Here is a 26,116-nt window from a genome sequence, read left to right as displayed (position 1 = left end):
ATACTCTTCGAAAATTTCTTCAAACCACGTCAGCTCTATCTGCAACCTCAAAACAGTGTTTTGAGCAACCTGCGGCTAGCTTCCTAGTTTGCTTTTTGATTTTCATTGAGTATAAAAGAAAATTTCTGCAGACAGATAGAAAAAGCCTTCAAAATCGGCTCTTAGCCAACTTTGAAGACCTAATACATCAGAAAGCTTATAGTTTAAAGGTTGCTACACCGAGGATAGAACGATTTAAGTTTCTGAGAATTTGAAGACTTTGCTCAAACTTCTTATAACGAGTCACTCCGTACTCTTCAACAAGAAGGACTGTATCTCTTTCCAAAAGCGATGGCACATCTTGTAAATCGACAAAATGCATTCCTTTTAAAGACTCTTGATTTTGTTTCAATTTATCTAGGATAGCTTTGTTTGAGCTAACGATTGTTAATTCTTGTCCAGCATTTTTGTATGACAAGACATCTGCTAGGTTAGCAATTGTTGTAATCTCTGTTACAAAATCAATTTGATACTGATAAAAATCACCTGCTCTATTGATTGTTGGATTAAAGAGATAAACTAACACATTTCCCATCACAACCAAAATCACACAAACCACTCCAATAACAACTAAACGAAGAATCAAGTTTTTCACATTCAATCCAAGCGCTGTCTCACCATTTGCATTCAATTCTTTAGAGTTGATGGTTTCCAATTTTTCAATTTTTACATTTGCAAAAGTGTGTTTAAATTTCTCAATCAATCCATCAATTTTTCGCTCCAACAAGTCATTAGCATCTTTACTTGGTGTCAAAATTTTCACACCAACCCCTGCATCGTCAATCATATAGTAGACGGTCAGTTTTTTCCACCAATAATCATTCGTAGAATTTTTCAAGGTTGTTTCTGTCGTATCTAATTCACTGGCAATTTTTTTCAACTCACTGGGTTCTACATCATTGAAAAGATAAGCTCCATTCAAATTCCCATCAATCAATTTCCCATAAAAATCACTATAACCACCAATTTGATGATTCAAAATCGTTTTGGCTGAGTCTTCTGGAGGAGTGATTTTATAGCTAAGATAAGTTGAATAACTTGTTGTATCTTTGACAGTGTTTTTATTCCTAACTGCTTTAATTGTAAATGGTACAGCAATGAGAGCAAATAAAGCGATAAGAGCTAAAATATTTGCTTTTCGTTTTTTATAAAGATTTGCAAACAAATCAGCTACTGAATAATGTTCAAACATGATTTTTTTCTCCTTTGTTGAGTAGATACTGGTTCTCTTTTGTAAGCATTTTTGCTACAAATATCATCACAAGAACAATTCCCCAGAATTGCATTGTAAATAGATTGAAGAAACTTTCTGAAAAGCTACTTCTTGGCATAAAGAATAAATTATTCAAGATGAGTAAGGACAAGGCAAATAAGATTGTTCTAGAGCGATAGGCTACTTGCAACATGGCTATAAATAGCATACCGAGTAAGAGACTAAGCAGAAAGACTCCTATCATACCATAGTCGGTATACAACTCCATAATATAGCTACTTCCGATACCATGTCCTTTTAAATATTCCTTGTTCAAAACAAGATAGGACAAATTGTGGGCATAACTATTACTATCAATAGCTAGCTCCACACTATTGGTTGTATGTTCAAAGGCTTTTCCTCCGAAAATAGCCCCCAAGCTTCCCCTTGCAAAATAATCAAGGACAGGACCAAAAGTAAAATTACGGAAATCTCGGTAAGGGAGGCTACTGTTAAATAGAAAACCTCGAGCCAGAACTCCAAAACTAGTCCCTTGTTTATAGATAAAGTCAAGCAGAATATCCCAGAAACCTGTATGGGAAACCTGGACATTATCCCGTACATAATTGAGCACTCCCATCGCTAACATGAGAATAGGAGAACCTACAAAAATCGCTAACTTTTCTTTAAACCCAATCCATTTTCCTTTTTCAGTTTGCTCCCGCATGAAGTAATAAACGAAAGCAAATAAAATACTTAAAATAAAGGGATTTCGTGTCCCAATTGCCAAATGAATAGTATTGGCTGCAATAAAGGAGACAAGCACTGCTGTGGCCTGCCATTTCTTTGGCTTGGTTGCCAGATACATACACATTGCATAGACCGTAAAGGTTGATAAGATATAGGTAAAATAGGGAAGTTTACTTTCAAAATTTGCATAGTAGGCATAGTAGGACGTCTGCAAGCGATACAAGAGCCGTTCGAATAACCGAATGAAATAGAAAGGATAGGTGAGAAGAAAAACTCCTAGCGATACAAAGCGTAACCGCTTGATATAAACCTCTTTTAGAGAATTTCCTATATTTGCTACTTTTATTTTCTTCCTAGCTATGAAGTAACGAGCCAGGACGCCTCCTGTGGTCAATCCCAATATCGAAACCATGACAACTATAAAGGCAAAACGATAGGCTATGGGATGATAGGTATCCAAAGCGCCATCTCTAAAATAATCAATGGTCGGTCTTGATACCAGAAAGACAAAAATAGTTAAATAGAAAATAAAATGGATTAAGTAATACTTGATATCATTCCAACAAGCAATTAAGCTACTAACCAGTAAGAACAATAAAGTAGAAAGCAAGCTAACATTGTTATTATTAAACAGATACACAATTCCACTTACTAGCGTCAAGGCATAACTGACTAGGGTCAAACTAAATAATAATCGTTTTCCATCAATCACTTGCTCACCCCCGTTCTAATGTAATTTTTTAGATTTTTCAATATTTTTCAGTAATAAGAATCGGTATAAGGAAATATTTATGAATAGAGCCAAAGCACTAATTCTTCTCCCCTTACGGAAAATTGGATTCCTAGCAATAGCAAAGGCATGGCCTTTTAAAAAACGATGAATCTGAGAATAGGCTTCAAATTGTTTATACTGATCATCTAGTAACATCTTATCCAGAATAAAGAAGTGGGCATAGGCCAATCTGAAAAAAGCGACCTCTTTCAAATCAGGATAGTTTTTCATAACTTCATTGTAAAACTTTTGGTAGATATCAATATAGGCTAAATCCTTCTCTGCATAGGGTTTGGTCGTAATACTATCCCCTCTATGGAAATAATAATAATAGGGTTTAGTATTAACAACGTACTTCTTAGCCAACTTGATTAAATCAAAATGATAATAAGCATCTTCATAAATCAATCCCTTTGGAAAGGATAGGGCAGTTGCAATCTCTCTCCTGATTAGCTTATTGCAGATCGTTCCAGGTATTTTTTCACCTATGAGGTATTCCTTTAGAAATGTTTGAGAATCACAGACAAAATAATCATCCTGATTGGCTGACTGTGGGCTTTCATCATTAGAATAGACATTCATGACACCACAGCTCGAAACATCCGCATCTTCTTGAATTAATTGCTCATATAAGCTCTGAATCATTTCTGGATGGATATAATCATCTGAGTCAATAAAAATCAGATAATCTCCGTGAGCCTGCTTCATTCCATCATTTCGTGCTTGTGACAAACCTTCATTCTTTTTATGAAGCACTGACACCCTATCATCTAGTTCAGCGATTGAATCACACAAGCGACCACTTTCATCTGTTGCACCATCATCAACAAGAATGATTTCCAGATTTTGATAGGTCTGCTTCTGAATGGAAGCTATCGATTTTTCTAGGTACTGCGCCACATTATAGACTGGCACAATCACACTAATTAATGCAGTTTCCATGCTACTCCTCTAATAGTTTTTCTACTTGTTCGATTTGTTTGGCAATTGTAAATTGTTGAATGAATTGACTAGCCTCATCGACATCAAAGTTTGAGGCAGAAGTCATATAGTTCGTAATTGCCTGAGCTGCCTCTTGATTGCTCTCAATGATTTGTCCAAACCTTCCTTCTTGGGATAGTTCCTCAGCACCTCCAACATCCGTAGAGACAAAAGGGATTCCAAGGCTCAAGGCCTCCACATACACCCCAGGAAAACCTTCTTGTTTAGACATAGACAAGAGGATCTTCATCTGAGACAAATACTGGTATGGATTTTTTTGATAACCAAGGAAATGCACATAGTCTTCAAGCTCATACTCTTTAACTCGTTTTTTCAGTTCCTCTTCCATATCACCAGCTCCGATAAAATAGAGATGATAGTTTTTCCCCTCTTGGTGCAATAACCGTATCACTTCCACCACACGGTCAGAACCCTTATTTTCCTCAATCCGTCCGATGGTACAGATACTTTGAGGAGCAATCTCGATATCGATCTTCTCTTGAGATTTTTCTAAAATAGTCTTAAAATCATATCCATTGTAGACTGTCTGTAATTTAGAAGCATAATCTGGATAGACTTCCTTGATAGAATTGCTGGTCTTTTTTGAAATTCCTACAATGGTATTCGCAGCATCCAACTGGCGTCTATGTGATTCTCTTTTGGAGCTATCCTTAAGAAATTCTTCGATACTTCCATGAATCCAAGAGATTTTCTTGACTTCTTTTCTTTTAGAGAACAACAGTGGTGGATTCATAATAGTAAAGGAAACTTCAACATCATAATCATCTTCTACAAGCAAACGACGAGTCAGTCTTGGAAAATAAATTCTCATTCTCCACAAAAGAGCTCGTAACCATCTGGCTTGGCGATAATCCTGAAGGGATTTTAAAATGCCTACATGCTTGGGAACAGATTCGTATCCCTTATCAAAGTGCTCCATTTCAAGAATATCAATATCATACTTTTCTGGATCCAGATTTGAAACAATGGTAGACAGAATCTTCTCTGCACCGCCTCCGAGAGAAAAAGACCACATAAAAAATAAGATTTTTTTCTTAGCCACCATATTCTCCCTTGTATTCTGTATAAGGCTTATCCATATCAGCGATGACAGCATCATGATGCGGTACTTGCTTATTTGCTGGTGGTGGCGTCATATAATCTCCAAAAGCAGTGCTGAGATAGGCATCGTAGCCAACTGGAATAGGCATCTCTGTCCCTTCAAATGGTAAGAAAAGATTGTCTTCAAAAGATGCGATTGGGTACTTGTTTCTCATGTAGCCAGGACCTGAGCATAGCTCCGTGATTCCATCGCTCTCAGCTAGACCATACTTGGTCATTTCTTTCTCAGCTTTTTTCCAAATGCGATAACGGAGAGATTTTGGAGTCACACCCAGTAAAATGCGACTTCCCCATTTCATAAGAGCACCATGCTTTTCTGGAATAGTTTGGGCACAAAAGAGTGAATAGATCAGTGCCCAACGAACCTGTTTCTTCCGCTCAGCTGGATTTTTAGGATAATAATCCAAAGGCAAAACGTCCAAGGCCAAACCATGTGGCAATTCTAAATCCTGCTGATAAGGCTTGATACAAGTGGTTTCCTTGTCACGAATGGTAATAAAAAGATTACGGTCTACAAAATTCTTGTTACTCTTTGACAAGAAATAACGTTCATCTGCATAACGAGGCCATAATTCTGCCAATTTCTCATAATCCTTACGGGGCATGAAAAAGTCTAGGTCGTCGTCCCAAGGAATGAAACCCTTGTTTCGAAGGGCACCAATAGCACCTCCCCCACAGAGGTAACAAAGCAAATCATGTTCTTTACAAAAGGCAACAAAATATCCAGCCATCTCCAGACTACGAGCCTGAATTGCTTTTAAATCAGTCATATTGTTCATTATTCTTTCTATCGTATCGTTTCATTATACCACAAATAGGGGGTGAAAATCTATTGAAGACTGTAAAAAATCAAAGCCTGACTGCTAGATAAATAGCTTTCAAGCTTTGATTTTCCTATCTTATTTTATCTCAAACCCATCTGAGCTAATTTATTCTGATATTTGTTTTGATCGACCAGCAAGCCCAAGCCTCCATAAACATCATAGGCATCTACCCAGTCACCCAGTTCTGGAATCGTCAATTTTTCAATACCATTTTTTGCTCCATCCAAAACAGATAAACCGTTTGTTAGGAGGAAAGTATAGGGTGCGTTGGTTGAGGTCATAGCAAAAACCTTTCCAAGAGCTTCAGAACCAGTGAAAAGTTTAGTGGGATCTTTAATTTGCTCTAAAATTGCTGTTAAAACTTGCTGCTGTCTTTTGGTACGGCCGTAATCCGCCTCATCGTCATCACGGAAACGAGCATAATTGAGCAGGGTCGAGCCATTCATCTGCTGCTTCCCGACTTTGATGGTTTGGGTTGGAGACTCAGTCTCAGTAGCGTGTAAATCATCTCCGACTGTAGCTTCTGTTAGTGGACGCCCATTCAATGTTGAAAATTGAGCATCAATCGTCACCCCATCAGGGAAAAGCGTGTCAATCGCTGTTGCAAAGGCCTGAAAATCGACCAAGGCATAGTACTTAATGTCCAAGTCAAAATTATCTTTCAAGACTTGGCGAACCATTTCTGCCCCTTTTTGTCCCTCTTGTTCTCCTAACTCATAGGCTACGTTTAACTTGTTATCCGTCTGTTTTCTACCATTAATCACTTGACTATAACCATCTATATAGACCAAATTATCACGCATGAAACTGACTAGCTTGATTTTCTTGTCCGAACCTCCGACATTTAAGACCATAATAGAGTCAGTCCGCGTCTCAGCACTATTTTGACCAATTCGACCGTCCGTCCCCATGATCAAAATATTAACCCCGTCTCTAGTGTCCTGACCATTAAAGACTTGAACCTGTGCTGCCTTAGCATCAGCAGTTTTCTTTGCACTAGCATCTTGGTAACCACGTAAAAACATGAATACCATGGCCAAAGCCACACAGACCAAAAGTGAAAAAATCACCATAAAAATGCGTTTAAGACGGAGCTTCCGTCTTTTCTTTTTGGGAGGGGAAGAGAGTGCTTGTGATTTGGATTGTGAACGACTCCGGTTCGCATAGCTTGGTAAGTCAACCTGCTCTTCTCTTTCTTGTTCCAAGCTGGAACTACTATTTACCCTAGCAAGAGTTAGCTTTTCTTGCAAATAGGCAAACTCATTTTTTTCTCTCTCATTGAGATAGTGAATATTTTTTAGCAAATAATCATAACGTAATTTTTCATGATGACTGAGAGGATTTTCTTTACTCATCTTCTCTCCTTTCCATGGTCTGATATTGGATAAATCGGATAGGTACCCAGAACTTTATACTGGATTCCAATCGCTTCTAGTTCTTTTTGGGCAAAGTGAACCAAGTCCTTATCAGTATAGTCCACATCGATAATGAAAAAGTATTCGCCTAGCGCTGTCTTGAGTGGACGACTTTCAATTTTTGTCAGGTCAATTCCTCTCCAAGCAAAGGTCGACAGGGCCTTATAAAGTGCACCTGGAAGGTTGTCCGGTAAGGTCAAGGCCAAACTCATTTTTTCAGTTTGTGCTTGCAAGAGAATAGAAGGCTTTTTAGCTCCCAAAACCCAGAATCTTGTGAAATTGGCTTCCATTTCCTGAATATCCTCGGCAATCAGTTCCAAGCCATATTCTTCAGCAGAACTTCTAGGTGCAATGGCTGCAAAGGGCTGGTCTGGATGTTCGGAAATAAAACGGGCCGCATAAGCTGTACTAGCTGTTACCTCGATTTGAGCCTCTGGATATTGTTCATCGATGAATTTCTTTCCTTGAGCTAAGGCCTGTGGATGAGAAAAAATCTTTTCAATCTTAGTATGGCCTGGAACCACCATCAACTGCTGATGAATGGGCTGAACGATTTCTGCCACTGCTTGGATGCGAGCCTGATGAAAAAGATAGTCCAAGGTTTCATGAACACTACCCTCGATAGAATTTTCAACTGGCACCACAGAATAGTCCACCAAGCCTTGCTCATAGGCCTTGATGACATCTGTAATGTTGGCAAAGGCCTGCAATTCCTCCTGAGGAAAAGCTGTCTGCACAACGTGGTGTGAAAATGATCCCTTGGGACCTAGATAAGCAATTTTCATCTCAGTTCCTCTATAATTTCCTCTGGGCTTAGCTTGATTACATCCAAAACCCGACTGGCCACTTCCTCATACCAAGCCTGTCTTTCTTGGAAAATAGCTGCTAATTCTTCCTTGCTATTATTTAGAAAAAGCGGACGCTGATTGTCCTGATCAGCTGCGATACGTTGGTAGAGGGTTTCAAAATCGGCTTTCAGATAGATGTTATCAGAATTAGTCTTGAGTAAGTCACGATTTCGCTGAGAAATGACAACTCCTCCGCCAGTTGACACAACTTGATCTCTTTGTAATAACTCAGCTAGGACTTCTGACTCTATCTGTCGAAAGGCTTCTTCTCCCTTTTCCGCGAAAAATTCCGCAATGGACATACCTAAACGCTTCTCTATCAGAGCATCCATATCGAGATAATTTGGATCTAAAACTCTGGCGATTGTGGATTTGCCAGCCCCCATAAAGCCTAATAACACCTTAGCCATGAATCAAGCTCTCCAAATCATCAAAGAAACTAGGATAGCTGGTATTGATGGCTTCTGCACGGTCAAGCTCCACCTCTCCATCAGCAACCAAGAGGGCCGCGATAGCAGTCATCATGCCGATACGATGGTCTCCAAAAGTATTGACTCTAGCACCGTGAAGGGCTGATTTTCCTTTGATAATCATTCCATCTGCCGTCGGAGTAATATCTGCTCCCATGCTATTTAAAGCGTCTGCCACCACCTGAATGCGATCTGTTTCCTTGACCTTGAGTTCCTCAGCATCCTTAATAACTGTTACACCTTGTGCTTGGGTAGCCAGAAGAGCAATAATGGGCAATTCATCAATCAAGCGTGGAATCAAGGCACCACCAATCTCTGTTCCTTTCAAGTCAGAAGACTCAACAGTCAAGGTAGCAGATTTAGCGACTGGATTGATTTCAGTTATTTCCAATTTTCCACCCATGGCGCGAATGACATCAATAATACCGGTGCGCGTTTCATTGATACCCACATTCTGCAGCACCACACGAGAATTCGGAACAATCAAACCTGCGACTAACCAAAAGGCTGCACTGGAAATATCTCCTGGCACGACCACCTTTTGTCCTGTCAATTTTTGCGGCCCTTGGACTGTGATTTTCTTGCCCTCTACACTTAAATGACCACCAAATTGTTGCAACATATCTTCAGTATGGTTACGGGTGCATTCTTTTTCGATAATAACGGACTGACCCTGAGCCTGCAAGGCTGCAAACATCAAGGCCGACTTGACTTGGGCAGAGGCAATTGGCAACTCATAATGAATAGGTCTTAGGTTTTTCGTCCCTTTTAAGTGAAGGGGAGGCAAGTCTCGCTCAGTTTGCCCTGAAATGCTGACACCCATTTTTTTCAGAGGAATAGTCACACGATCCATAGGACGTTTGGAAAGACTATCATCTCCGAACATCTCTACTTCGAAGTCTGCACCTGCAAGGACACCTGAAATCAGGCGAATAGAGGTACCAGAATTTCCCATATCAAGGGCATTTTGCGGAGCTTTTAAACCATCCATGCCTACACCTTGAATAGTAATAACCCCATCTTTGTCCTCAATTTCAACACCAAGATCACGAAAAACCTGCATGGTCGAAAGAACGTCTTCACCTCGCAGAATATCATAAACCTTGGTCTCACCCTTGGCCAAACTTCCAAAGATAATGGAACGGTGGCTGATAGACTTGTCACCTGGAACGCGGATACTGCCATGTAAGTGGCTAATGTTTGTTTTTAGTTTCATACTGGACCTCATACTTGCAATACTTTTACTTATTTTATCATAAAAAGCCAGAAATTCCTTAAAAATTCCTGACTTTAGGATAGTTATTTTCTTATTTTAGCAATTCTGAAACTGGTTCGAAAACAATTTTTTCAATGTCAGAAAGGTAAATGGCCAATTGTTGTTGCTTGGTAAAGAATTCTGACAAGAGACTGTTCCCCTGAATCTGCTTGCCAAATCCTTCCATCTTAGCTTGGAAGGAAGCATCTGGCATTTGCCCTGTCTGTGCTAGTTTTTGAATTTCCTCTTGAAAGGCAACATATTCTGTAAAGATTTTGCTTGCCTCAGCATCTGCTGCAATAGCATCTTTAGCTGCTTTAACAGCCTTGTATTCTGGCAATTCGCGTAGACCGCGACTGAGTTCGTTTGCACTATCGTAAATATTTGACATAATTTTCTCCTTATTTATTTTTTTAAAAATTACTAATCACTCTGTAGTCTTTATTATTGTGCAATCACTTTTATATGACCTCTTGAATGTCCATTGCTTAATTCCTTATCTGGTATATACTCTATCTTCAAAGTTCCTAAATTAGAACCTGTTTTTATTTCATTTGACATAAGATTATCAAAATAGTTATCTATCTCATCATCAGATAAGGATGATTCAATCGATTTAACAATATCATGAAATACTTCTTTCCTTGTTGGATGGTTCATTTTTTGTCTCAACACTGGCTTCTGAAGTAGTTTTCACATCTTTTTTAACAGCGTAAGCTCTAAGTAAGATAAAAGAAATAAAGATAATACCAAATATGAATCTAGGCTCTATTTTAGGCATATTTTTCTCCCTATTTGATGACGACTGTGTAATCGGTATTTTCTGTTATAAGATGCTCGGCTCGTTCCAAGTCTTGAGCATTTTTAAATGAAATTTGTAGAATCCCGTGAATATCTTCACGGTTTTCCTCGTTGATATGAATATTGACCAAGGAAGTTCCACGTAGTAGTTCCAAAATCCTCAAGATGACATCTTCTTCATCGGGAACATCGACATAAAGGTCATAAGAGCTATCCACACCACCACGCTTATGAATTTCCATGGCCTGACGTTGCTCACGCGCTTGATTGAAAAAGTTCCAGATTTGCTCCTCATCTCCCTTGCTGATGGCCTGCCCAATCGCTTCCAAACGCTCCTTGAAATCCGCAATTCGATCCAGAATAGTTTCACGATTGGACAAGAGAATGGAGGTCCACATACCTGGCTCGCTTTCTGCAATTCGAGTCATATCTCGAAAACCACCGGCCGCAAAGCGCCTTGCCATCTCATGCTCTTGAGCATAGACCGCGGTCTGTTCCATGAGACTAGAAGCCAGAATATGAGGAAAATGGCTAATCTGAGAAGTCACCCGATCATGCTCCTTGGCATCAATCTCGATAAAACGAGCATGAAGACCTGAAAGCAAATCCCTCATTTCCTCAAGCGTGTCCTGACTTGTCAGCCTCGAAGGTGTGAAGATATAATAGGCGTTTTCAAAAAGATTGACATCCGCAGAAGCAGCCCCTGTCTTGTGACTACCAGCCATGGGATGGGCCCCGACAAAGCGAACAGGCTTGCCAGCTAAATAGTTCTCCGCCGCATCTACAATGGCTGACTTGGTTGAACCAGCATCTGAAATAATGACGCCTTCTTTCAAGTCCAAGTTGGCCAACTCCTTAATGAAAGCAATGGTTTGCTTTATTGGCAAGCTGAGAATGATGATATCTGCCAAAGGAGCAAAACTGGCAAAATCATCCGTTGCACGGTCAATCATGCCTTCTTTCAAGGCAATATCTCTCGAAGCTTGACTGCGATTATAACCTAAAATTTCATAATCTGGATGATCGCGTCTGATACCAAGTGCCATCGAGGCACCAATCAAACCAAGACCTGCGATATAGATTGTTTTTGCCATAGGAACTCCTTAATAGTTCTTTGTATAGTCTCGGTGTTGGGCTACCGCTTCTTTTAGTTCCTCGAGATTATCTGATGAGAATTTTTCGAGGATTTCTTGTGCCAAAACCGTTGCCACAACAGCTTCCATAACCACTCCTGCAGCTGGAAGGGCGGTCGGATCACTTCTTTCAACAGTTGCCTTGTAAGGTTCGTGGGTTTCGATATCCACACTCATGAGTGGTTTGTAGAGAGTAGGAATGGGCTTCATCACACCTCGAACAACGATAGGTTGCCCATTGGTCATACCACCTTCAAAGCCCCCTAGATTGTTGGTACGACGGGTATAGCCGTCTTCTTTAGACCAGAGAATTTCGTCCATGACTTGGCTACCTTTACGATAACCAGCTTCAAAGCCAAGACCAAATTCTACTCCTTTAAAGGCATTGATAGAGACAACAGCTTGGGCCAATCGCGCATCTAATTTTCTATCCCATTGGACATAGGAACCTAGGCCGACTGGAACACCTCCGACGACTGTCTCGACAACTCCACCGATGGTATCACCGTCACGCTTGATTTGGTCGATATAGTCCTTGATTTCCTGTTCTCTTTCTTGGTTGACAATAGAAACTTCAGACTGGGCAGCTCGTTCCTTAATCTCAGCGACTGTTAAATTTTCAGGAACATCGATTTCCTTGCCACCAAAGACAACGACATGGTTGGCAATCTCCATATCCAGCTCAGCCAAGAGGCGTTTGGCTACTGCTCCTACTGCCACCCGCATGGTGGTTTCACGGGCAGATGAACGCTCCAAAGAATTTCTCAAATCGTCAAAACGGTACTTGATCCCCCCAACCAAATCGGCATGTCCTGGGCGAGGATGGGTGATTTTTCGTTTGCTTTTAAGGCGGTCTTCAATGTCTTCTGCAGACATGATATCCAGCCATTTCTGGTGATCTTTATTGATGACGTCCATGGTAATGGGAGCCCCTGTCGTCTTCCCATGGCGAACACCCGAAGTAAAGATAACTTGGTCGCTCTCAATCTTCATACGACCACCGCGGCCGTAGCCACCCTGACGACGTTTCAAATCCTCATTGATGTCCTCTGCTGTCAAAGGAAGTCCAGATGGAATTCCTTCAATGATAGCTGTTAGACGGGGGCCGTGTGATTCTCCTGCAGTTAAATATCTCATACACTCTCCTTATTTTACCAAGTAGTCTTTCATCTCTTCCAGAGAAACTGGGTGAATGGTCGCCGAACCAAGCTCTGGCACCAAGACCAATTTCAAGGTGTTACCACGCGCTTTCTTGTCATGAGTCAAAGCCTGATAAAGCTTGTCAACATCCCAGTTTTCATAATCAACAGGCAAACCAAATTTCTGGCACATAGCTGTGATGGACTGGGTTATTCCAGCTGGCATGAGGCCTTTCCCCTCAGCAACCTTGGAAATCTGTACCATGCCCATGGCCACAGCTTCACCATGCATGACTTTTCCATAACCGGCAGTTGCTTCAATGGCATGGCCAATAGTATGGCCAAAATTGAGGTAAAGGCGAACACCATTGTCCAACTCATCCTCAACTACCATCTTGCGCTTGACCTGACAAGAATGTTCAATCAAGGTCTCTGCATATTCCAGAATGCTCTCTACAGAACCATCCAGTTCCGTCAAAAGAGCCCACAGTTCTGGATCCTCAATCAAGCCATACTTGATAACTTCACCCATTCCTTCAATCAACTCTCTTTTTCCGAGGGTTTCAAGAACAAGTGGGTCAATCAGAACCCCGTCTGGCTGGGCAAAGGTCCCCACCATATTTTTAGCAAATGGAGTGTTAACGCCTGTCTTTCCGCCGATAGAAGAATCAACCTGAGCTGTCAAACTAGTCGGAATCTGAACAAAGTGAATACCCCTCATATAAGTAGAGGCTACAAAACCAGCCAGATCTCCAACGACACCGCCTCCGAGAGCCACGATTCCATCACTACGAGTCAAACCCTGCTTGACTAGAAATTCATAGACTTTCTGAACAGTGGTCAAATTCTTTCTTTCTTCACCTTCTAAAAAGTCAAAAACAGCTACCTGAAAACCAGCATCTTCTAGGCTGAGCTTGACCTTCTCTGCATAAAGAGAAGCTACATGGTTATCTGTCACAATGACCACTTTTTGAGGTTGCCAGAGTTCTCGCAACCATTGACCAGCCTGAGCCAGACAACCTTTTTCAATCTGAATATCATAAGGATGATGAGGAATATCGATTCTGATTTTCATAGGAGAATCTCCCTTTCTTTATTGGTATTTTTCTGTTAAGGACTGCCAAATCTCTTCTGTCGGCATTTTCTTGCCTGTCCACAGTTGAAAAGCTTCTGCAGCTTGATAGAGCAACATTCCCAGACCATTGACGGCTGAATTACCCTGACTTCTGGCCCATTTTAAAAATGGCGTTTCAAAGGGTTGATAAATAATATCTGCCACCAAGATAGTTTCTGGCAAATTGATGCTTTCAGGAACTGGGGATGATTGACCATCCATGCCCACACTGGTGGCATTGACCAGTAAATCCGACTCAGCAATCCTTGCTTGCAGTTTAGGAACATCTTCTAAAGCGTACAAGTCCACTTTAAAGCCTGTTTGCTCCTGTAACTTGTCTAGGTAAGGTCTTGTTTTTTCCATAGAAACTGAACGAACAAAAACCGAAATCTGACTGACGCCGTCCAAAATAGCCTGTGCCAAGATAGACTTGGCCGCACCACCTGCACCCAGCAGGGTCATCTTCTTACCTGTAATTGTAAAAGAAGGCAAGCTCTTAAAAAATCCCTTGCCATCTGTATTATATCCAATTAAATTGCCATTCTCATTGACAACCGTATTAACCGCACCAATCAAGCACGATTCGTCACTCAGCTCATCCAAATAAGGAATCACCTGCTCCTTATAGGGCATGGACAGGTTGATGCCAAACATCTGGTAGCGACGAATATTAGCCACTGTTTCTGCCAAATCACCCGCTTCAATCTCCCAAGCCACATAAGCACCGTTGGTAGTTGTCGCCTCAAAGGCGCTGTTGTGGATGAAGGGGGAAATAGAATGCTTAATAGGATTGGCAACAACGGCAGCTAAACGTGTATAGCCATCAAGCTTCATCCAAAATCTCCCGAATTTTTTTCATGCTAGCTAGAGAAATCTGACCAGGGGCACTAGCCTCATCCAGACTAGCAAAGGACCAGCTAGAACCTGTCACATCTGCAGTGATACGAGAGACCTTGCCCACCTTGCCCATAGAAATAGTTACATATTCCTGCTCAGGATTGAGGGTTTTAAAGCCTCGTGTATAGTTCATCAAGTCTAGCACATCCTGCTCCGTATGAGCCATCACCGCAACCTTAACAAGTTTTGGATTTAGGCTCGTCAACTCTGACAAGATTTCCATCATATTTTCAGGTGTTTCTTGGAAATTATGGTAACTCAAAACAAGATTTGGGAAGTCCAGCATTTCCTCAAAAACATCCTTGTAGCTATAGTACTCAAAATCAATATAATCTGGTTGATAGAGTTGCGCCACTTCCTTGATTAGATGGATATATTCTTCTGGAGAAAGGTCGATTTCTCCCCCTTCAGAGCGAGTTCGCAATGTGAAAACCAATTCACGACCTGCAAATTTTTCAAAAATAGCTGGAGCTACCTGCAAAATCGCTTCTTTAGGCAGATAGTCGGCACGCCATTCAATAATATCAGCATCTTGATACCTTGTGGCATCCAGAGCCTGAGCCTCCTCTAAACTCCTTGGCATTACTGAAACGATTAATTTCATTTACTAACCTTCATACTAATCACCTTGAGGTAATTACTACTTTCATCTTTTTTATTATAGGCGAAATCTGCTGGAAGACCGTATTTATTTAAAATCTGGTAACTTCTTCCTGCAAAGCCTTTATCAATTTGTTCTGTAAATTTCTGACGGGAAACATTAGCAGCATTGGTGCTGGCAATGATAATTCCTCCCGGATTTAAAATCTCAAGACTCTGGGAAATCAACTTGTGATAATCCTTGGCCACAGAGAAAGTTTGTTTTTTGTTCCGAGCAAAGCTAGGCGGATCTAGGACAATCACATCGTAGGTTAAGCATTTTCGTTTGGCATACTTGAAATACTCAAAGACATCCATGACTATAAAACGATGGTCGTCTGTGCTGATTCCATTGGCCTGAAAATGCGCTTGAGACAATTCTCGTGAACGTTTGGCTAGGTCAACCGAAGTTGTCTGGCTTGCTCCTCCCATGGCCGCAGCCACTGAAAAAGCCGCTGTGTAGGAAAACATATTGAGCAAAGATTTGCCCATAGCTAAACCATCAACTATACTACCACGAACCTCATGCTGGTCTAGGAAAATCCCTGTCATCAAGCCATCATTCATAAAGACTTGATACAAGACACCATTTTCCAAAACAGTGAAAAAGTCAGGTGCTTCTTGACCATAAACATGGGAAGATTCATAGTCCAAACCCTTAAAACGGATCTTCTCATAGGCCCCTAACACCTCAGGAAAAACCTGTCTAAAGGCTTCTGAGATAGCCTTGCGAATCTGATAAACATAAGAGTTATACCAAGAAAAGACAGCATAGTCGCCATAAAGGTCCACTGTCAGACCCCCAAAGCCATCTCCCTCTTGGTTGAAGAGACGAAAGGCGGTTGTCAAATCATCTTGATAATAGGATTTTCTCTTTTCTTTAGCTTGTCTAAACAGCGTTTCAAAGAAAGCTTGATTGAAGGCCACCTTGTCCTTACTAACAAACCAGCCCAAGCCCTTGTTTTGCTGCGAAAGGTAGGCAGTCCCAAGAAAGGTTCCTTCTTGACTCTGCACTTCTACTTCCTGATCCTTGAGATTGACATTCTCAAGATCACTGGCTTCTAGTAAAACTAGCCCCTTAGCGAGCTTCTTTTCAAGCCTTTTGCTGACTCTTATTCTATTCATAACTACCATTATATCAAACTTTTAGCCAATTCTCAAAAAAGAAACTACCCTTGCTTTTTTACTCTTCTTTTAAAAAATGGTATACTAATACTAATAAAAAATTAGGAAGTAAATGTGTGAAAAGCAATTTTAACAAAATCCAAAAAGCCATGGGTACCAGACTGGGTTTTGTCCTAACCCTTTTAATCCTCTATTGGCTCAAAACCTTATTAGCCTATGCCGTTGACTTTAATTTAGATATTCAAGTGGGCAAGTTGCAGGGAAATTACCTTGCCTTTATCGCCTTTTTCAATCCCCTTCCTTTGGGGCTACTCCTGCTGGCTCTAGCCCTCTATGCTCGCTCAACCAAGATTTTTTATGGCCTGAGTATAGCTATTTATAGCCTTTTATTCATTTGGCTTTATTCCAATGTCTTTTACTATCGAGAATTTAGCGACTTTATCACGGCTAATACCATGAAGGTGGTCAGCAAGGTGTCTGTTGGTACTGCAGAACTAGAGTTACTGCGCTTTTGGGATTTCATCTATTTTATGGATTTCCCATTGCTGGCTTTCCTTTTCTATAAAAAATTCATCCAGCTGGATAGGAGACCTTTCAAATTCCGCTCAAGTGTTGCTATCACTGCACTCTCAGCCCTGCTCTTTTCTGCTAATCTTTTCTTGGCTGAAATTGAGCGTCCCGATCTCCTGTCGCGAGGATTTTCTAATTATTATATTGTTCGTGCCCTTAGTTTGCCCGCCTTTTTAGGTTATAGTGCCAATCAATCCTATAGCGCCAACAAAGAACGTGCTAAGGCCTCTGAGACCGACCTGCAACCTATTACAGATTATATTCAAGAACATTCGGCTAAGCCCAATCCAGACTATTTCGGCTTAGCCAAAGGGAAAAATGTGATTTATCTCCACTTGGAGAGCTTCCAGCAGTTCCTGCTTGACTATAAACTCAACATAGATGGAACTGAGCATGAAGTCACTCCCTTCCTCAACTCCCTCTACCATTCGCAATCAACCCTAGCCTTTTCGAATATCTTTAACCAAGTCAAGGCTGGGAAGACCTCAGATGCGGAAACCATGCTGGAAACTGGTTTGTTTGGACTTGACCAAGGTTCCTTTATGGTCAACTATGGAGGTACCAATACCCAGCAGGCAGCGCCTTTCATCCTATCGAAAAATGGCTACCAATCAAGTGCAGTCTTTCACGGTAATATCGGGACCTTCTGGAATCGAAATACGACCTATAAACAATGGGGCTACCAATACTTCTTTGATGCTTCCTACTTCACCAAGCAAGACAGTAGCAATTCTTTCCAATATGGTTTAAATGATAAAATCATGATGAAAGATTCTATCCAGTATCTGGAGCATTTACAGCAGCCTTTTTATGCTAAGTATATCACGGTGTCCAATCACTATCCCTATGCTAGCAATCTGACTGGCGATGAGCTTGGTTTCCCACTGGCCAAAACCAAAGATGAAACAATCAACGGCTACTTCCAAACAGCCAACTATCTGGATAGCGCCATCAAAGCCTTCTTTGACTATCTCAAAGAAAGTGGCCTCTATGAAAAATCCATCATCGTCATTTACGGAGACCATTATGGTATTTCCAACTCCCGCAATCCTGAGCTGGCACCCTTGATTGGAAAGACTTCTGAGAACTGGTCGAATTACGACAATGCCATGTTGCAACGAGTGCCTTTTATGGTAGTCATGCCTGGCTATGAAAAAGGACAAATCATCAATACCTACGGTGGACAAATCGATATCTTACCGACTCTCGAACACCTCCTTGGTATTGAGTCCAATTCCTTCCTTCAAGTTGGACAAGACCTCCTATCACCAGACCATCAAGAAATCGTTGCCTTTCGAACTGCCAATTCCTTCGTCACACCAAAATACACCAGCTATGACGGACGAACCTACTATACTGAAAGTGGTCTTGAAATCAGCAATCTTGATGAACAAACTCAGACCGAACTGGAAAGCGTTCGGCAAGCAGCTAGTCAACAGCTGAAAATCAGCGACCAGATTCAAACTGGTGATTTGATTCGTTTCTACCAAGCAGATCATCTTGGAAAAGTTGATACAGAAAGTATTTCTTACCTCAATTCTTTACCAATTCTGCAAAATATTGAGCAGGAAAAAGGTAGTCAGTCAACCAGCCTCTTTAGCCAACGACAAGGCAAAACTAGTACTGACCTTTTCAAGGCACCAAGTTATCAAGAACTCCACCCAGAGTCTGCAGAAACCGAATCAAAATCACAATAAAAGATGCTCTTCCATCGTGGAGGAGCATTTCTTTTTATAAAATAAAATTCAATGAAAATCAAAGANNCACATATATACGGCAAGGCAAAGCTGACGTGGTTTGAAGAGATTTTCGAAGAGTATTAACTGTGAGATTGTAGCTAGAGAGGTTGTATCAGCAATATATGTCTGTCAAGTTTAGTGGTGTAGATAGTAAAATAAAGATGAGAAGGCATATAGAGAAGATAAATCAGCTTCAGCAGGTATCTGGAAAATTTGATTTTATAGAAAAGCCTTTTGTTACAAACTAAATATACTATCAATAAATAATATTATAGAAGCAAGAATAATTATAATTTCACCTATCTGCATAATCCTATTTCGAACTCTAAATATATGTTCTATCAAAAATACTTGGATCACACACATTATAGGAATTAACGTTTTTGAAATTGAAAAATATCCCAATAAATAAACTATAAACAACAAAAATAGAACTATATTATATTTCTTATTCAAAACCTTCCCCCCTATATTTTTTTGATTGCCAATCGTAATAATTTACAACTACATTCTAACAAACTATAAAAGCGTTTGTCGAATTGAATTTATCAAGCAAGCGACCAACTATCTCATCTTTTTTCTATTTCTGTCAATATGCGTGACAGGTAGTAATGATAGCCAAAAATAGCAAGAGCAAGCAAGAGGATAAGAACTCCTACTCCCAAGCTGATGGCAAGGACAGGGGCGAGAGACCGAACCAAGAATAAGCTCCCTATTACAAGGGCCATTAAGATTGCACTATAAATAAAAATCAAAACAATTGCGACTATACGATTTGAACGGTTCACCAGGTCCGTAATGTTACTCCAATTGGTTGACAGATTTTTCACGTCCTTAAGGTAATGGTGGCAAGAAAGGATGACACTGGCAAGGATCCATGCCACAAGAAGGTAAATCATCGAAAGGATGGGCAAGCCTAGATATAGAGAAAGGCCAAGTAAAGTCAGAACTGGTAAAAAGGACTGGACAGCAAATATAATCCAAAATTTCACTTTCACATAACGAGCAAAGTCAAAGGGTAAACTCTTCAGAAAATCAACATTTTCCCTCTCCAAGGACAAGGCAATTGAATGCAGGCTGGTGATATTGTTATTGACAACTGCTATAAACACTCCTACAAAAAACAAGGGTAACCAGTATGGAGGATGAATGTCTGGAACTATCTGAGAATCTCGGATTTTGGAAATCAGACCGATCATCATGAGATAAGGAAGGAAAGCACTTGTAAAAAGCACCGTAACCACGCCAGTCCCCTGTCCCAAGAGGGTGAGGTGGTAGCGTAAAACCATGCGGAAAAATCCCTTTTTAGTAGTTGAAATTCTCTCCTTGCTGCGACGTTCTTTTTTGACCTTCTCCTCACTATTAAGCAGGATAACGTCATAAAAACGAGGAAGGACCTTCTTTTTGGTCAGATAAAGCAGGAAGAGAGTTAGTCCTATCCAAGCTAGCAGACCCAGTATGGCTTCTGTCGAAAAAGGCTCCACTGCTATTTTGTAAAAAATATGAAGAGGATAAAGGAGAAATGGAATGTCTCTAACTTTGTCAACAATACTTCCAAAAGTCGACTGTAGAAAGAGGACAAATATTAAAGGTATGAGAACCCCTATCCCAATCATCACATTCGAAAAAATAGACTGATACTTTCTGAAAACCGTAGTCTGAGCCAAAAAATGTACTGCCACTACCATCACTAAAGTAACAGAGACAAATAATAAGGCCAAGGACAGCAGCATCAAAGGCAAACCCAGCCATAGAGAAGGAGCTAGCCTAATATAGAGGACTAGAAAATAAGCTAGGATTGGTACAATTCCAGCTAGAGCTGGCAAGAGAACAGACAGTCCTTTAGCAATTATAATCTCTGATTCTTTAAAGGCATAGGGCCTATACAATGCCAAGTCCTTACTCTCATAAAAGACATTGTAAAATGCAGTGAAAGAAGTTGAAAAGGCAAGCACCAGTAAAATAGCAACCATGCTACTAAAAAAACTTGGCATTTCCTCAAAAGGAAAACGAAAGGCTATATTTATAAACATCAAAAGCATCAAGAGACTGGAAAAAATGTAAGAACTTAGGACTCTAGCGGAAACATTTACTTTTTTCCCAGGATTCTTGGCTTGCTTCTTTCGTAGGTTAGCCAGATTAGCTTCTTGAGATGAATAAAGGATATTGATATCAACTAATTTTTTAATGACCTTGAGACGCATCCGCAACCTCCTCTTTTCTACCAGCAAGACTAAGGTAGATACTTTCCAAAGACTGGTCTGGGTGGTCTTTTCTCAAGTCCTCTACACTACCACAATAAATCAAATGCCCCTTTTTCAAAATGGCAATCCGATCACAGACTTGCTCAGCTACCTCTAGGACATGGGTTGAAAACAAGACTGTCTTGCCTTTTTGCGCATGCTCCTTCATCATTTGCTTCAAATCAAAGGCAGCTTGGGGATCCAAACCAGTCAAGGGTTCGTCCAAGACCCAAATATCAGGATCAGACAAGAGTGCCCCAATGACAAAGACTTTCTGACGCATTCCGTGAGAAAGGGTTTCAATAACCTGATAACGATTTTCAGCAAAATCAAAAACACTCAATAGCCTAGCTAGACTAGCCTCCAAGTCAGAGCTAGTCAGATCATAGGATGAGGCGATCAATTCCCAAAATTCATTGGCCGTTAAACGTAAAAATAAGTCAGGCGAGTCTGCAACATAGCCAATCTTTCGTTTGATCGCCAAGCGATTTTCCGATAAATCCTGACCGTCTACTAAAATACGACCACTGCTGGGCGAAATGATACTGACTAGGGATTTTATGGTGGTCGATTTTCCAGCCCCATTATGGCCAATCAAGCCCATAATCTCCCCATTTTCAATCTGCAAATTGAGATTGCTCAAAGCCTCTTTATCACCATACAACTTACTAACATTTTGAAATTCAATCATGGGATGACTCCTATCTTTATCTATATTACATACTATTATACTAGCACTTTGATACAAAAAAATCAACACTTTATTTAAGTAGATACAATAGTTTCCTTCTATTCTTACGCAAACGTTTGCGTTGAGAGATACTTTATGATAGAATAAAGAACAAGATTGACAAGTAAGAGGAAACATCATGCAAAATCAAACACTCATGCAATACTTTGAATGGTATCTGCCCCATGACGGTCAGCACTGGACGCGTCTAGCTGAAGATGCTCCACACCTAGCTCATCTGGGAATCAGCCAGGTCTGGATGCCACCAGCTTTCAAGGCTACCAATGAAAAAGATGTAGGTTATGGGGTCTATGACTTATTTGACCTAGGAGAGTTCAACCAAAAAGGGACTGTCCGCACTAAGTATGGTTTTAAAGAAGACTATCTTCAAGCCATTCAAGCCCTAAAAGCACAGGGAATTCAACCTATGGCCGATGTGGTGCTCAATCACAAGGCTGCTGCCGATCACAGGGAAGCCTTTCAGGTTATCGAAGTGGACCCTGTAGACCGTACGGTTGAACTCGGAGAACCCTTCACCATCAATGGCTGGACTAGCTTTACCTTCGATGGTCGCCAAGATACCTACAATGACTTCCACTGGCACTGGTACCACTTCACAGGTACAGACTACGATGCCAAACGTCGTAAGTCTGGGATTTATCTGATCCAAGGAGACAACAAGGGTTGGGCCAACGAGGAATTGGTTGATAATGAAAACGGAAACTACGACTACCTCATGTATGCTGATCTAGACTTTAAACATCCTGAAGTCATCCAAAATATCTATGACTGGGCTGACTGGTTCATGGAGACGACTGGTGTAGCTGGTTTCCGCTTGGATGCCGTTAAACACATTGACTCTTTCTTTATGAGCAATTTCATCCGTGATATGAAGGAAAAATACGGTGAGGATTTCTATGTTTTTGGTGAATTTTGGAATCCCGATAAGGAAGCCAATCTGGACTATCTTGAAAAAACGGAAGAACGCTTTGACCTTGTCGATGTTCGTCTCCACCAGAATCTCTTTGATGCTAGCCGAGCAGGTTCCAACTATGACCTTCGTGGCATTTTCACAGATAGCCTGGTTGAACTCAAGCCTGACAAGGCTGTGACTTTTGTCGACAACCACGATACCCAACGAGGTCAGGCTCTTGAGTCTACTGTTGAAGAATGGTTCAAACCAGCAGCCTATGCTCTCATTCTGTTACGCCAAAATGGCCTTCCATGTGTCTTTTACGGCGACTACTATGGGATTTCAGGGCAATATGCTCAAGAAGATTTTAAAGAAGTCCTTGACCGCCTCCTAACCATCCGAAAAGATTTGGCCTATGGAGAGCAAACAGACTGCTTTGATGATGCTAACTGTATCGGTTGGGTACGTTCAGGTGCTGAAAATCAATCCCCAATCGCAGTCCTTATCTCAAATGACCAAGAAAACAGCAAGTCAATGTTTGTCGGCCAAGAATGGACTAACCAAACTTTCATAGACTTACTTGGAAACCACCAAGATCAAGTTACAATTGATGAGGAAGGTTATGGACAATTCCCTGTCTCAGCTGCTTCGGTAAGTGTCTGGGCAACCAATACAATCTAATAGCTAATGATAATCAAGCCAGGTCCAATCGGATTTGGCTTTTTTGCATTCACAAAAAGACCTACCCAAATGGATAGATCTTTACTTGATTACAATTTACCTGCTACGGCATCCAACAATTCTTGGATCTTAGCTTGGTTGCTTCCTCCTGCCATGGCCATGTCTGGTTTACCACCACCACGTCCATCGACGATTGGTGCCAATTCTTTGACAAGGTTTCCTGCATGAAGGTCTTTTGTCTTGCTTGCTACAAGAACATTGACTTTGTCACCGATAGCAGCAACTAGGACAAGAAGATCAGAGTAGTCTTTTTGTTTCCAGTTATCCGCAAAAGTACGAAGGGCACCAGCGTCAGATACAGATACTTGGCTAGCAATGTAACGGTGACCATTGACTTCCTTCACATCCTTGAAGACATCGCCCGCGACTGCAGCTGCGGCTTTTTCTTTCAACTCAGCATTTTCTTTTTGAAGTTGACGAAGTTGTTCTTGAAGTCCTTCTACCTTGTGAGGTACTTCCTTGACTTGTGGTGCTTTAAGAGTTGCTGCGACAGCTTTAAGAGCGTCCTCTTGTTCACGGTAGGCTTCAAAGGCTTCCTTACCAGTCACTGCCAAGATACGGCGAGTTCCTGAACCGATACCTTCTTCTTTGACAATCTTGAAAAGACCAATTTCAGAAGTGTTACCAACGTGGGTACCACCACAAAGCTCGATAGAGTAGTCACCGATAGTAACAACACGGACTTCCTTGCCGTATTTCTCACCAAAGAGGGCCATAGCTCCCATTTCCTTGGCAGTGTCAATATCTGTTTCAACTGTCTTGACTTCAAGAGCTTCCCAGATTTTTTCGTTGACTTGCTGTTCAATCGCACGCAATTCTTCAGCAGTCACTGCTTGGAAGTGGGTAAAGTCAAAGCGAAGGAATTCGACTTCGTTAAGAGATCCTGCTTGTGTTGCGTGATTTCCAAGGATATTATGAAGGGCAGCATGAAGCAAGTGAGTCGCAGTGTGGTTTTTCATAACACGGTGACGACGATTTGTATCAATTGCCAAGGTATATTCTTGGTTCAAAGCAAGTGGTGCAAGAACTTCAACTGTATGAAGAGCTTGTCCGTTTGGAGCTTTTTGAACATTTGTCACAGTAGCTACGACCTTACCTGACTCATCCAAGATTTGTCCGTGGTCAGCTACCTGTCCACCCATTTCAGCGTAGAATGGCGTTTCCGCAAAGATAAGTGAGGCAGTTCCTTTTGACACAGCTTCTACTTCTGCATTGTCAGCCACGATAGCCACCAATTTAGAAGACAATTGGCTAGCATTGTAGTTGAAGACACTTTCTACAGTGATGTTTTGAAGGGTTTCATTTTGCATACCCATTGAGCCACCCTTGACAGCTGATGCACGCGCACGTTCTTGCTGTTCTTTCATGGCTGCTTCAAATCCTTCACGGTCCACAGTCATACCAGATTCTTCAGCGATTTCTTCAGTCAATTCAACTGGGAATCCATAAGTATCATAAAGTTTGAATACATCTGATCCAGCAATGACAGATTGACCTTTTTCTTTCAAGTCAGCTACAATGCCTTGGGCAAAGTGTTGACCTGAGTGAAGGGTACGAGCAAATGATTCTTCCTCGCTCTTAACGATTTTCTCAATAAAGTCACGTTTTTCAAGCACTTCTGGGTAGTAGCTTTCCATGATTTTTCCAACGGTTGGAACAAGTTTGTAAAGGAAAGGCTCATTGATCCCCAATTTTTGACCATGCATAGACGCACGACGAAGGAGACGACGAAGGACATAACCACGACCTTCATTTCCTGGAAGAGCACCATCACCGATGGCAAATGAAAGAGAACGGATGTGGTCAGCGATAACCTTAAAGCTCATGTTGTCGCCATCCTGGTCATAGACCTTACCAGACAATTTCTCCACTTCACGAATGATTGGCATGAAGAGGTCTGTTTCAAAGTTAGTCTTAGCCCCTTGGATAACCGCTACTAAACGCTCCAAACCAGCGCCCGTATCAATGTTCTTGTGTGGCAATTCCTTGTACTCGCTACGAGGAACAGCAGGATCTGCATTAAATTGTGACAAAACGATGTTCCAGATTTCGATATAACGGTCGTTTTCGATATCTTCTGCAAGCAGGCGAAGACCGATATTTTCTGGGTCAAAAGCTTCTCCACGGTCAAAGAAAATCTCTGTATCTGGTCCAGAAGGTCCTGCACCGATTTCCCAGAAGTTATCCTCGATTGGAATCAAGTGACTTGGGTCCACTCCCACTTCAATCCAGCGGTTGTAAGAATCTTTATCATCTGGATAGTAGGTCATGTAAAGTTTTTCAGCTGGGAAGTCAAACCATTCAGGGCTTGTCAAAAGCTCATAAGCCCAAGTGATCGCTTCGTCACGGAAGTAATCACCGATAGAGAAGTTCCCCAACATTTCAAACATAGTATGGTGACGTGCTGTCTTCCCTACGTTTTCGATGTCGTTAGTACGAATAGCCTTTTGGGCATTGGTAATACGTGGATTTTCTGGGATAATGGTCCCGTCAAAGTATTTCTTAAGGGTTGCTACCCCAGAGTTGATCCACAAAAGTGTTGGATCATTTACAGGAACCAAGCTCACTGATGGTTCTACTGAGTGACCTTTGGTCGCCCAGAAATCAAGCCACATTTGGCGTACTTGTGCACTAGATAGTTGTTTCATATTGTCTCCTTATTTA

Annotated in this window: 24 protein-coding genes; 2 read left to right on the top strand and 22 right to left on the bottom strand. The window is 41.2% G+C overall.

Annotated elements, in window-relative coordinates; translation table 11 throughout:
• Positions 1-196: 196 nt before the first annotated feature.
• From HT730_RS02745 to HT730_RS02660, 18 genes are all read right to left on the bottom strand, one after another.
• Positions 197-1,231, bottom strand: a complete 1,035-nt coding sequence (locus HT730_RS02745) for a prephenate dehydratase (protein ID WP_173306739.1) — start codon at positions 1,229-1,231, stop codon at positions 197-199.
• Entirely contained in the window at positions 1,224-2,693 is a 1,470-nt protein-coding gene (locus tag HT730_RS02740; RefSeq protein WP_173306738.1) for an O-antigen polysaccharide polymerase Wzy, read from the bottom strand. Before HT730_RS02740 ends, HT730_RS02745 begins: the two co-directional genes overlap by 8 nt.
• 15 nt (positions 2,694-2,708) lie before the next feature.
• Positions 2,709-3,695 carry a glycosyltransferase family 2 protein gene (locus tag HT730_RS02735; protein WP_173306737.1) on the bottom strand — a complete coding sequence of 329 codons (987 nt, stop codon included), beginning with the start codon at positions 3,693-3,695 and terminating at the stop codon, positions 2,709-2,711.
• Position 3,696: 1 nt separating this feature from the next.
• Positions 3,697-4,800: a glycosyltransferase gene (locus HT730_RS02730; RefSeq protein WP_173306736.1), complete on the bottom strand. Its 1,104-nt coding sequence runs from the start codon at positions 4,798-4,800 to the stop codon at positions 3,697-3,699.
• Positions 4,790-5,635, bottom strand: a complete 846-nt coding sequence (locus HT730_RS02725) for a phosphorylcholine transferase LicD (RefSeq protein WP_205380740.1) — start codon at positions 5,633-5,635, stop codon at positions 4,790-4,792. Before HT730_RS02725 ends, HT730_RS02730 begins: the two co-directional genes overlap by 11 nt.
• A gap of 125 nt (positions 5,636-5,760) precedes the next feature.
• A complete protein-coding gene (gene psr, locus HT730_RS02720) occupies positions 5,761-7,035 on the bottom strand; it encodes a polyisoprenyl-teichoic acid--peptidoglycan teichoic acid transferase Psr (protein ID WP_054386687.1) in 1,275 nt (424 codons plus the stop codon).
• On the bottom strand, positions 7,032-7,880 hold the full coding sequence (gene pheA / locus HT730_RS02715) for a prephenate dehydratase (RefSeq protein WP_173229021.1): 849 nt from the start codon (positions 7,878-7,880) through the stop codon (positions 7,032-7,034). The genes psr and pheA overlap by 4 nt, the downstream gene beginning before the upstream one ends.
• A complete protein-coding gene (locus HT730_RS02710) occupies positions 7,877-8,353 on the bottom strand; it encodes a shikimate kinase (RefSeq protein WP_173229019.1) in 477 nt (158 codons plus the stop codon). The genes pheA and HT730_RS02710 overlap by 4 nt, the downstream gene beginning before the upstream one ends.
• On the bottom strand, positions 8,346-9,629 hold the full coding sequence (aroA, locus tag HT730_RS02705) for a 3-phosphoshikimate 1-carboxyvinyltransferase (protein WP_173306735.1): 1,284 nt from the start codon (positions 9,627-9,629) through the stop codon (positions 8,346-8,348). Before aroA ends, HT730_RS02710 begins: the two co-directional genes overlap by 8 nt.
• Before the next feature lie 91 nt (positions 9,630-9,720).
• Positions 9,721-10,059 carry a YlbF/YmcA family competence regulator gene (locus HT730_RS02700; protein ID WP_070478366.1) on the bottom strand — a complete coding sequence of 113 codons (339 nt, stop codon included), beginning with the start codon at positions 10,057-10,059 and terminating at the stop codon, positions 9,721-9,723.
• A gap of 53 nt (positions 10,060-10,112) precedes the next feature.
• Positions 10,113-10,328, bottom strand: coding sequence for a hypothetical protein (locus HT730_RS02695; protein ID WP_240151452.1), 216 nt, complete (start codon positions 10,326-10,328; stop codon positions 10,113-10,115).
• On the bottom strand, positions 10,294-10,449 hold the full coding sequence (locus tag HT730_RS02690) for a hypothetical protein (RefSeq protein WP_173306734.1): 156 nt from the start codon (positions 10,447-10,449) through the stop codon (positions 10,294-10,296). The genes HT730_RS02695 and HT730_RS02690 overlap by 35 nt, the downstream gene beginning before the upstream one ends.
• 10 nt (positions 10,450-10,459) lie before the next feature.
• Complete coding sequence (locus HT730_RS02685) at positions 10,460-11,563, bottom strand: prephenate dehydrogenase (RefSeq protein WP_173306733.1); 1,104 nt, start codon at positions 11,561-11,563, stop codon at positions 10,460-10,462.
• Positions 11,564-11,572: 9 nt separating this feature from the next.
• On the bottom strand, positions 11,573-12,739 hold the full coding sequence (aroC, locus tag HT730_RS02680; RefSeq protein ID WP_173306732.1) for a chorismate synthase: 1,167 nt from the start codon (positions 12,737-12,739) through the stop codon (positions 11,573-11,575).
• Positions 12,740-12,748: 9 nt separating this feature from the next.
• Positions 12,749-13,816 (bottom strand): 3-dehydroquinate synthase, encoded by a 1,068-nt coding sequence (gene aroB, locus HT730_RS02675; RefSeq protein WP_173306731.1) that lies wholly within the window; start codon positions 13,814-13,816, stop codon positions 12,749-12,751.
• An 18-nt stretch (positions 13,817-13,834) separates the two neighbouring features.
• Positions 13,835-14,689, bottom strand: coding sequence for a shikimate dehydrogenase (locus tag HT730_RS02670; protein WP_173306730.1), 855 nt, complete (start codon positions 14,687-14,689; stop codon positions 13,835-13,837).
• A complete protein-coding gene (gene aroD, locus HT730_RS02665) occupies positions 14,679-15,356 on the bottom strand; it encodes a type I 3-dehydroquinate dehydratase (RefSeq protein ID WP_000767770.1) in 678 nt (225 codons plus the stop codon). The genes HT730_RS02670 and aroD overlap by 11 nt, the downstream gene beginning before the upstream one ends.
• Positions 15,353-16,516 (bottom strand): class I SAM-dependent rRNA methyltransferase, encoded by a 1,164-nt coding sequence (locus tag HT730_RS02660; RefSeq protein WP_173306729.1) that lies wholly within the window; start codon positions 16,514-16,516, stop codon positions 15,353-15,355. Before HT730_RS02660 ends, aroD begins: the two co-directional genes overlap by 4 nt.
• A 149-nt stretch (positions 16,517-16,665) precedes the next feature.
• Here HT730_RS02660 and HT730_RS02655 point away from each other — a divergent pair, with 149 nt between their 5' ends.
• On the top strand, positions 16,666-18,783 hold the full coding sequence (locus HT730_RS02655) for an LTA synthase family protein (RefSeq protein ID WP_173306740.1): 2,118 nt from the start codon (positions 16,666-16,668) through the stop codon (positions 18,781-18,783).
• 279 nt (positions 18,784-19,062) lie between these two features.
• On the opposite strand, the gene HT730_RS10655 is transcribed toward HT730_RS02655, so the two are convergent.
• The 3 genes from HT730_RS10655 to HT730_RS02645 all read right to left on the bottom strand — a co-directional run bounded on the left by HT730_RS10655 (position 19,063) and on the right by HT730_RS02645 (position 21,759).
• On the bottom strand, positions 19,063-19,323 hold the full coding sequence (locus HT730_RS10655) for a hypothetical protein (RefSeq protein WP_345890421.1): 261 nt from the start codon (positions 19,321-19,323) through the stop codon (positions 19,063-19,065).
• Positions 19,324-19,394: 71 nt separating this feature from the next.
• Entirely contained in the window at positions 19,395-21,029 is a 1,635-nt protein-coding gene (locus tag HT730_RS02650) for a hypothetical protein (RefSeq protein WP_173306728.1), read from the bottom strand.
• The gene (locus HT730_RS02645; RefSeq protein ID WP_173306727.1) at positions 21,010-21,759 is read right to left on the bottom strand and encodes an ABC transporter ATP-binding protein; all 750 of its coding nucleotides are present in this window, start codon (positions 21,757-21,759) and stop codon (positions 21,010-21,012) included. The genes HT730_RS02650 and HT730_RS02645 overlap by 20 nt, the downstream gene beginning before the upstream one ends.
• A 178-nt stretch (positions 21,760-21,937) precedes the next feature.
• On the opposite strand from HT730_RS02645, the gene HT730_RS02640 reads away from it, so the two are divergent.
• Positions 21,938-23,392, top strand: a complete 1,455-nt coding sequence (locus HT730_RS02640) for an alpha-amylase (protein ID WP_173306726.1) — start codon at positions 21,938-21,940, stop codon at positions 23,390-23,392.
• Between the two features lie 89 nt (positions 23,393-23,481).
• On the opposite strand, the gene alaS is transcribed toward HT730_RS02640, so the two are convergent.
• Positions 23,482-26,100: an alanine--tRNA ligase gene (gene alaS / locus HT730_RS02635; protein ID WP_173306725.1), complete on the bottom strand. Its 2,619-nt coding sequence runs from the start codon at positions 26,098-26,100 to the stop codon at positions 23,482-23,484.
• Positions 26,101-26,116 lie beyond the last annotated feature (16 nt).

This window comes from Streptococcus sp. k-628 (assembly GCF_013277475.1).
GTDB lineage: Bacteria > Bacillota > Bacilli > Lactobacillales > Streptococcaceae > Streptococcus.
The sequence above is the reverse complement of the archived record's forward strand: the minus strand, read 5'-3'. Positions and strand labels throughout refer to the sequence as shown.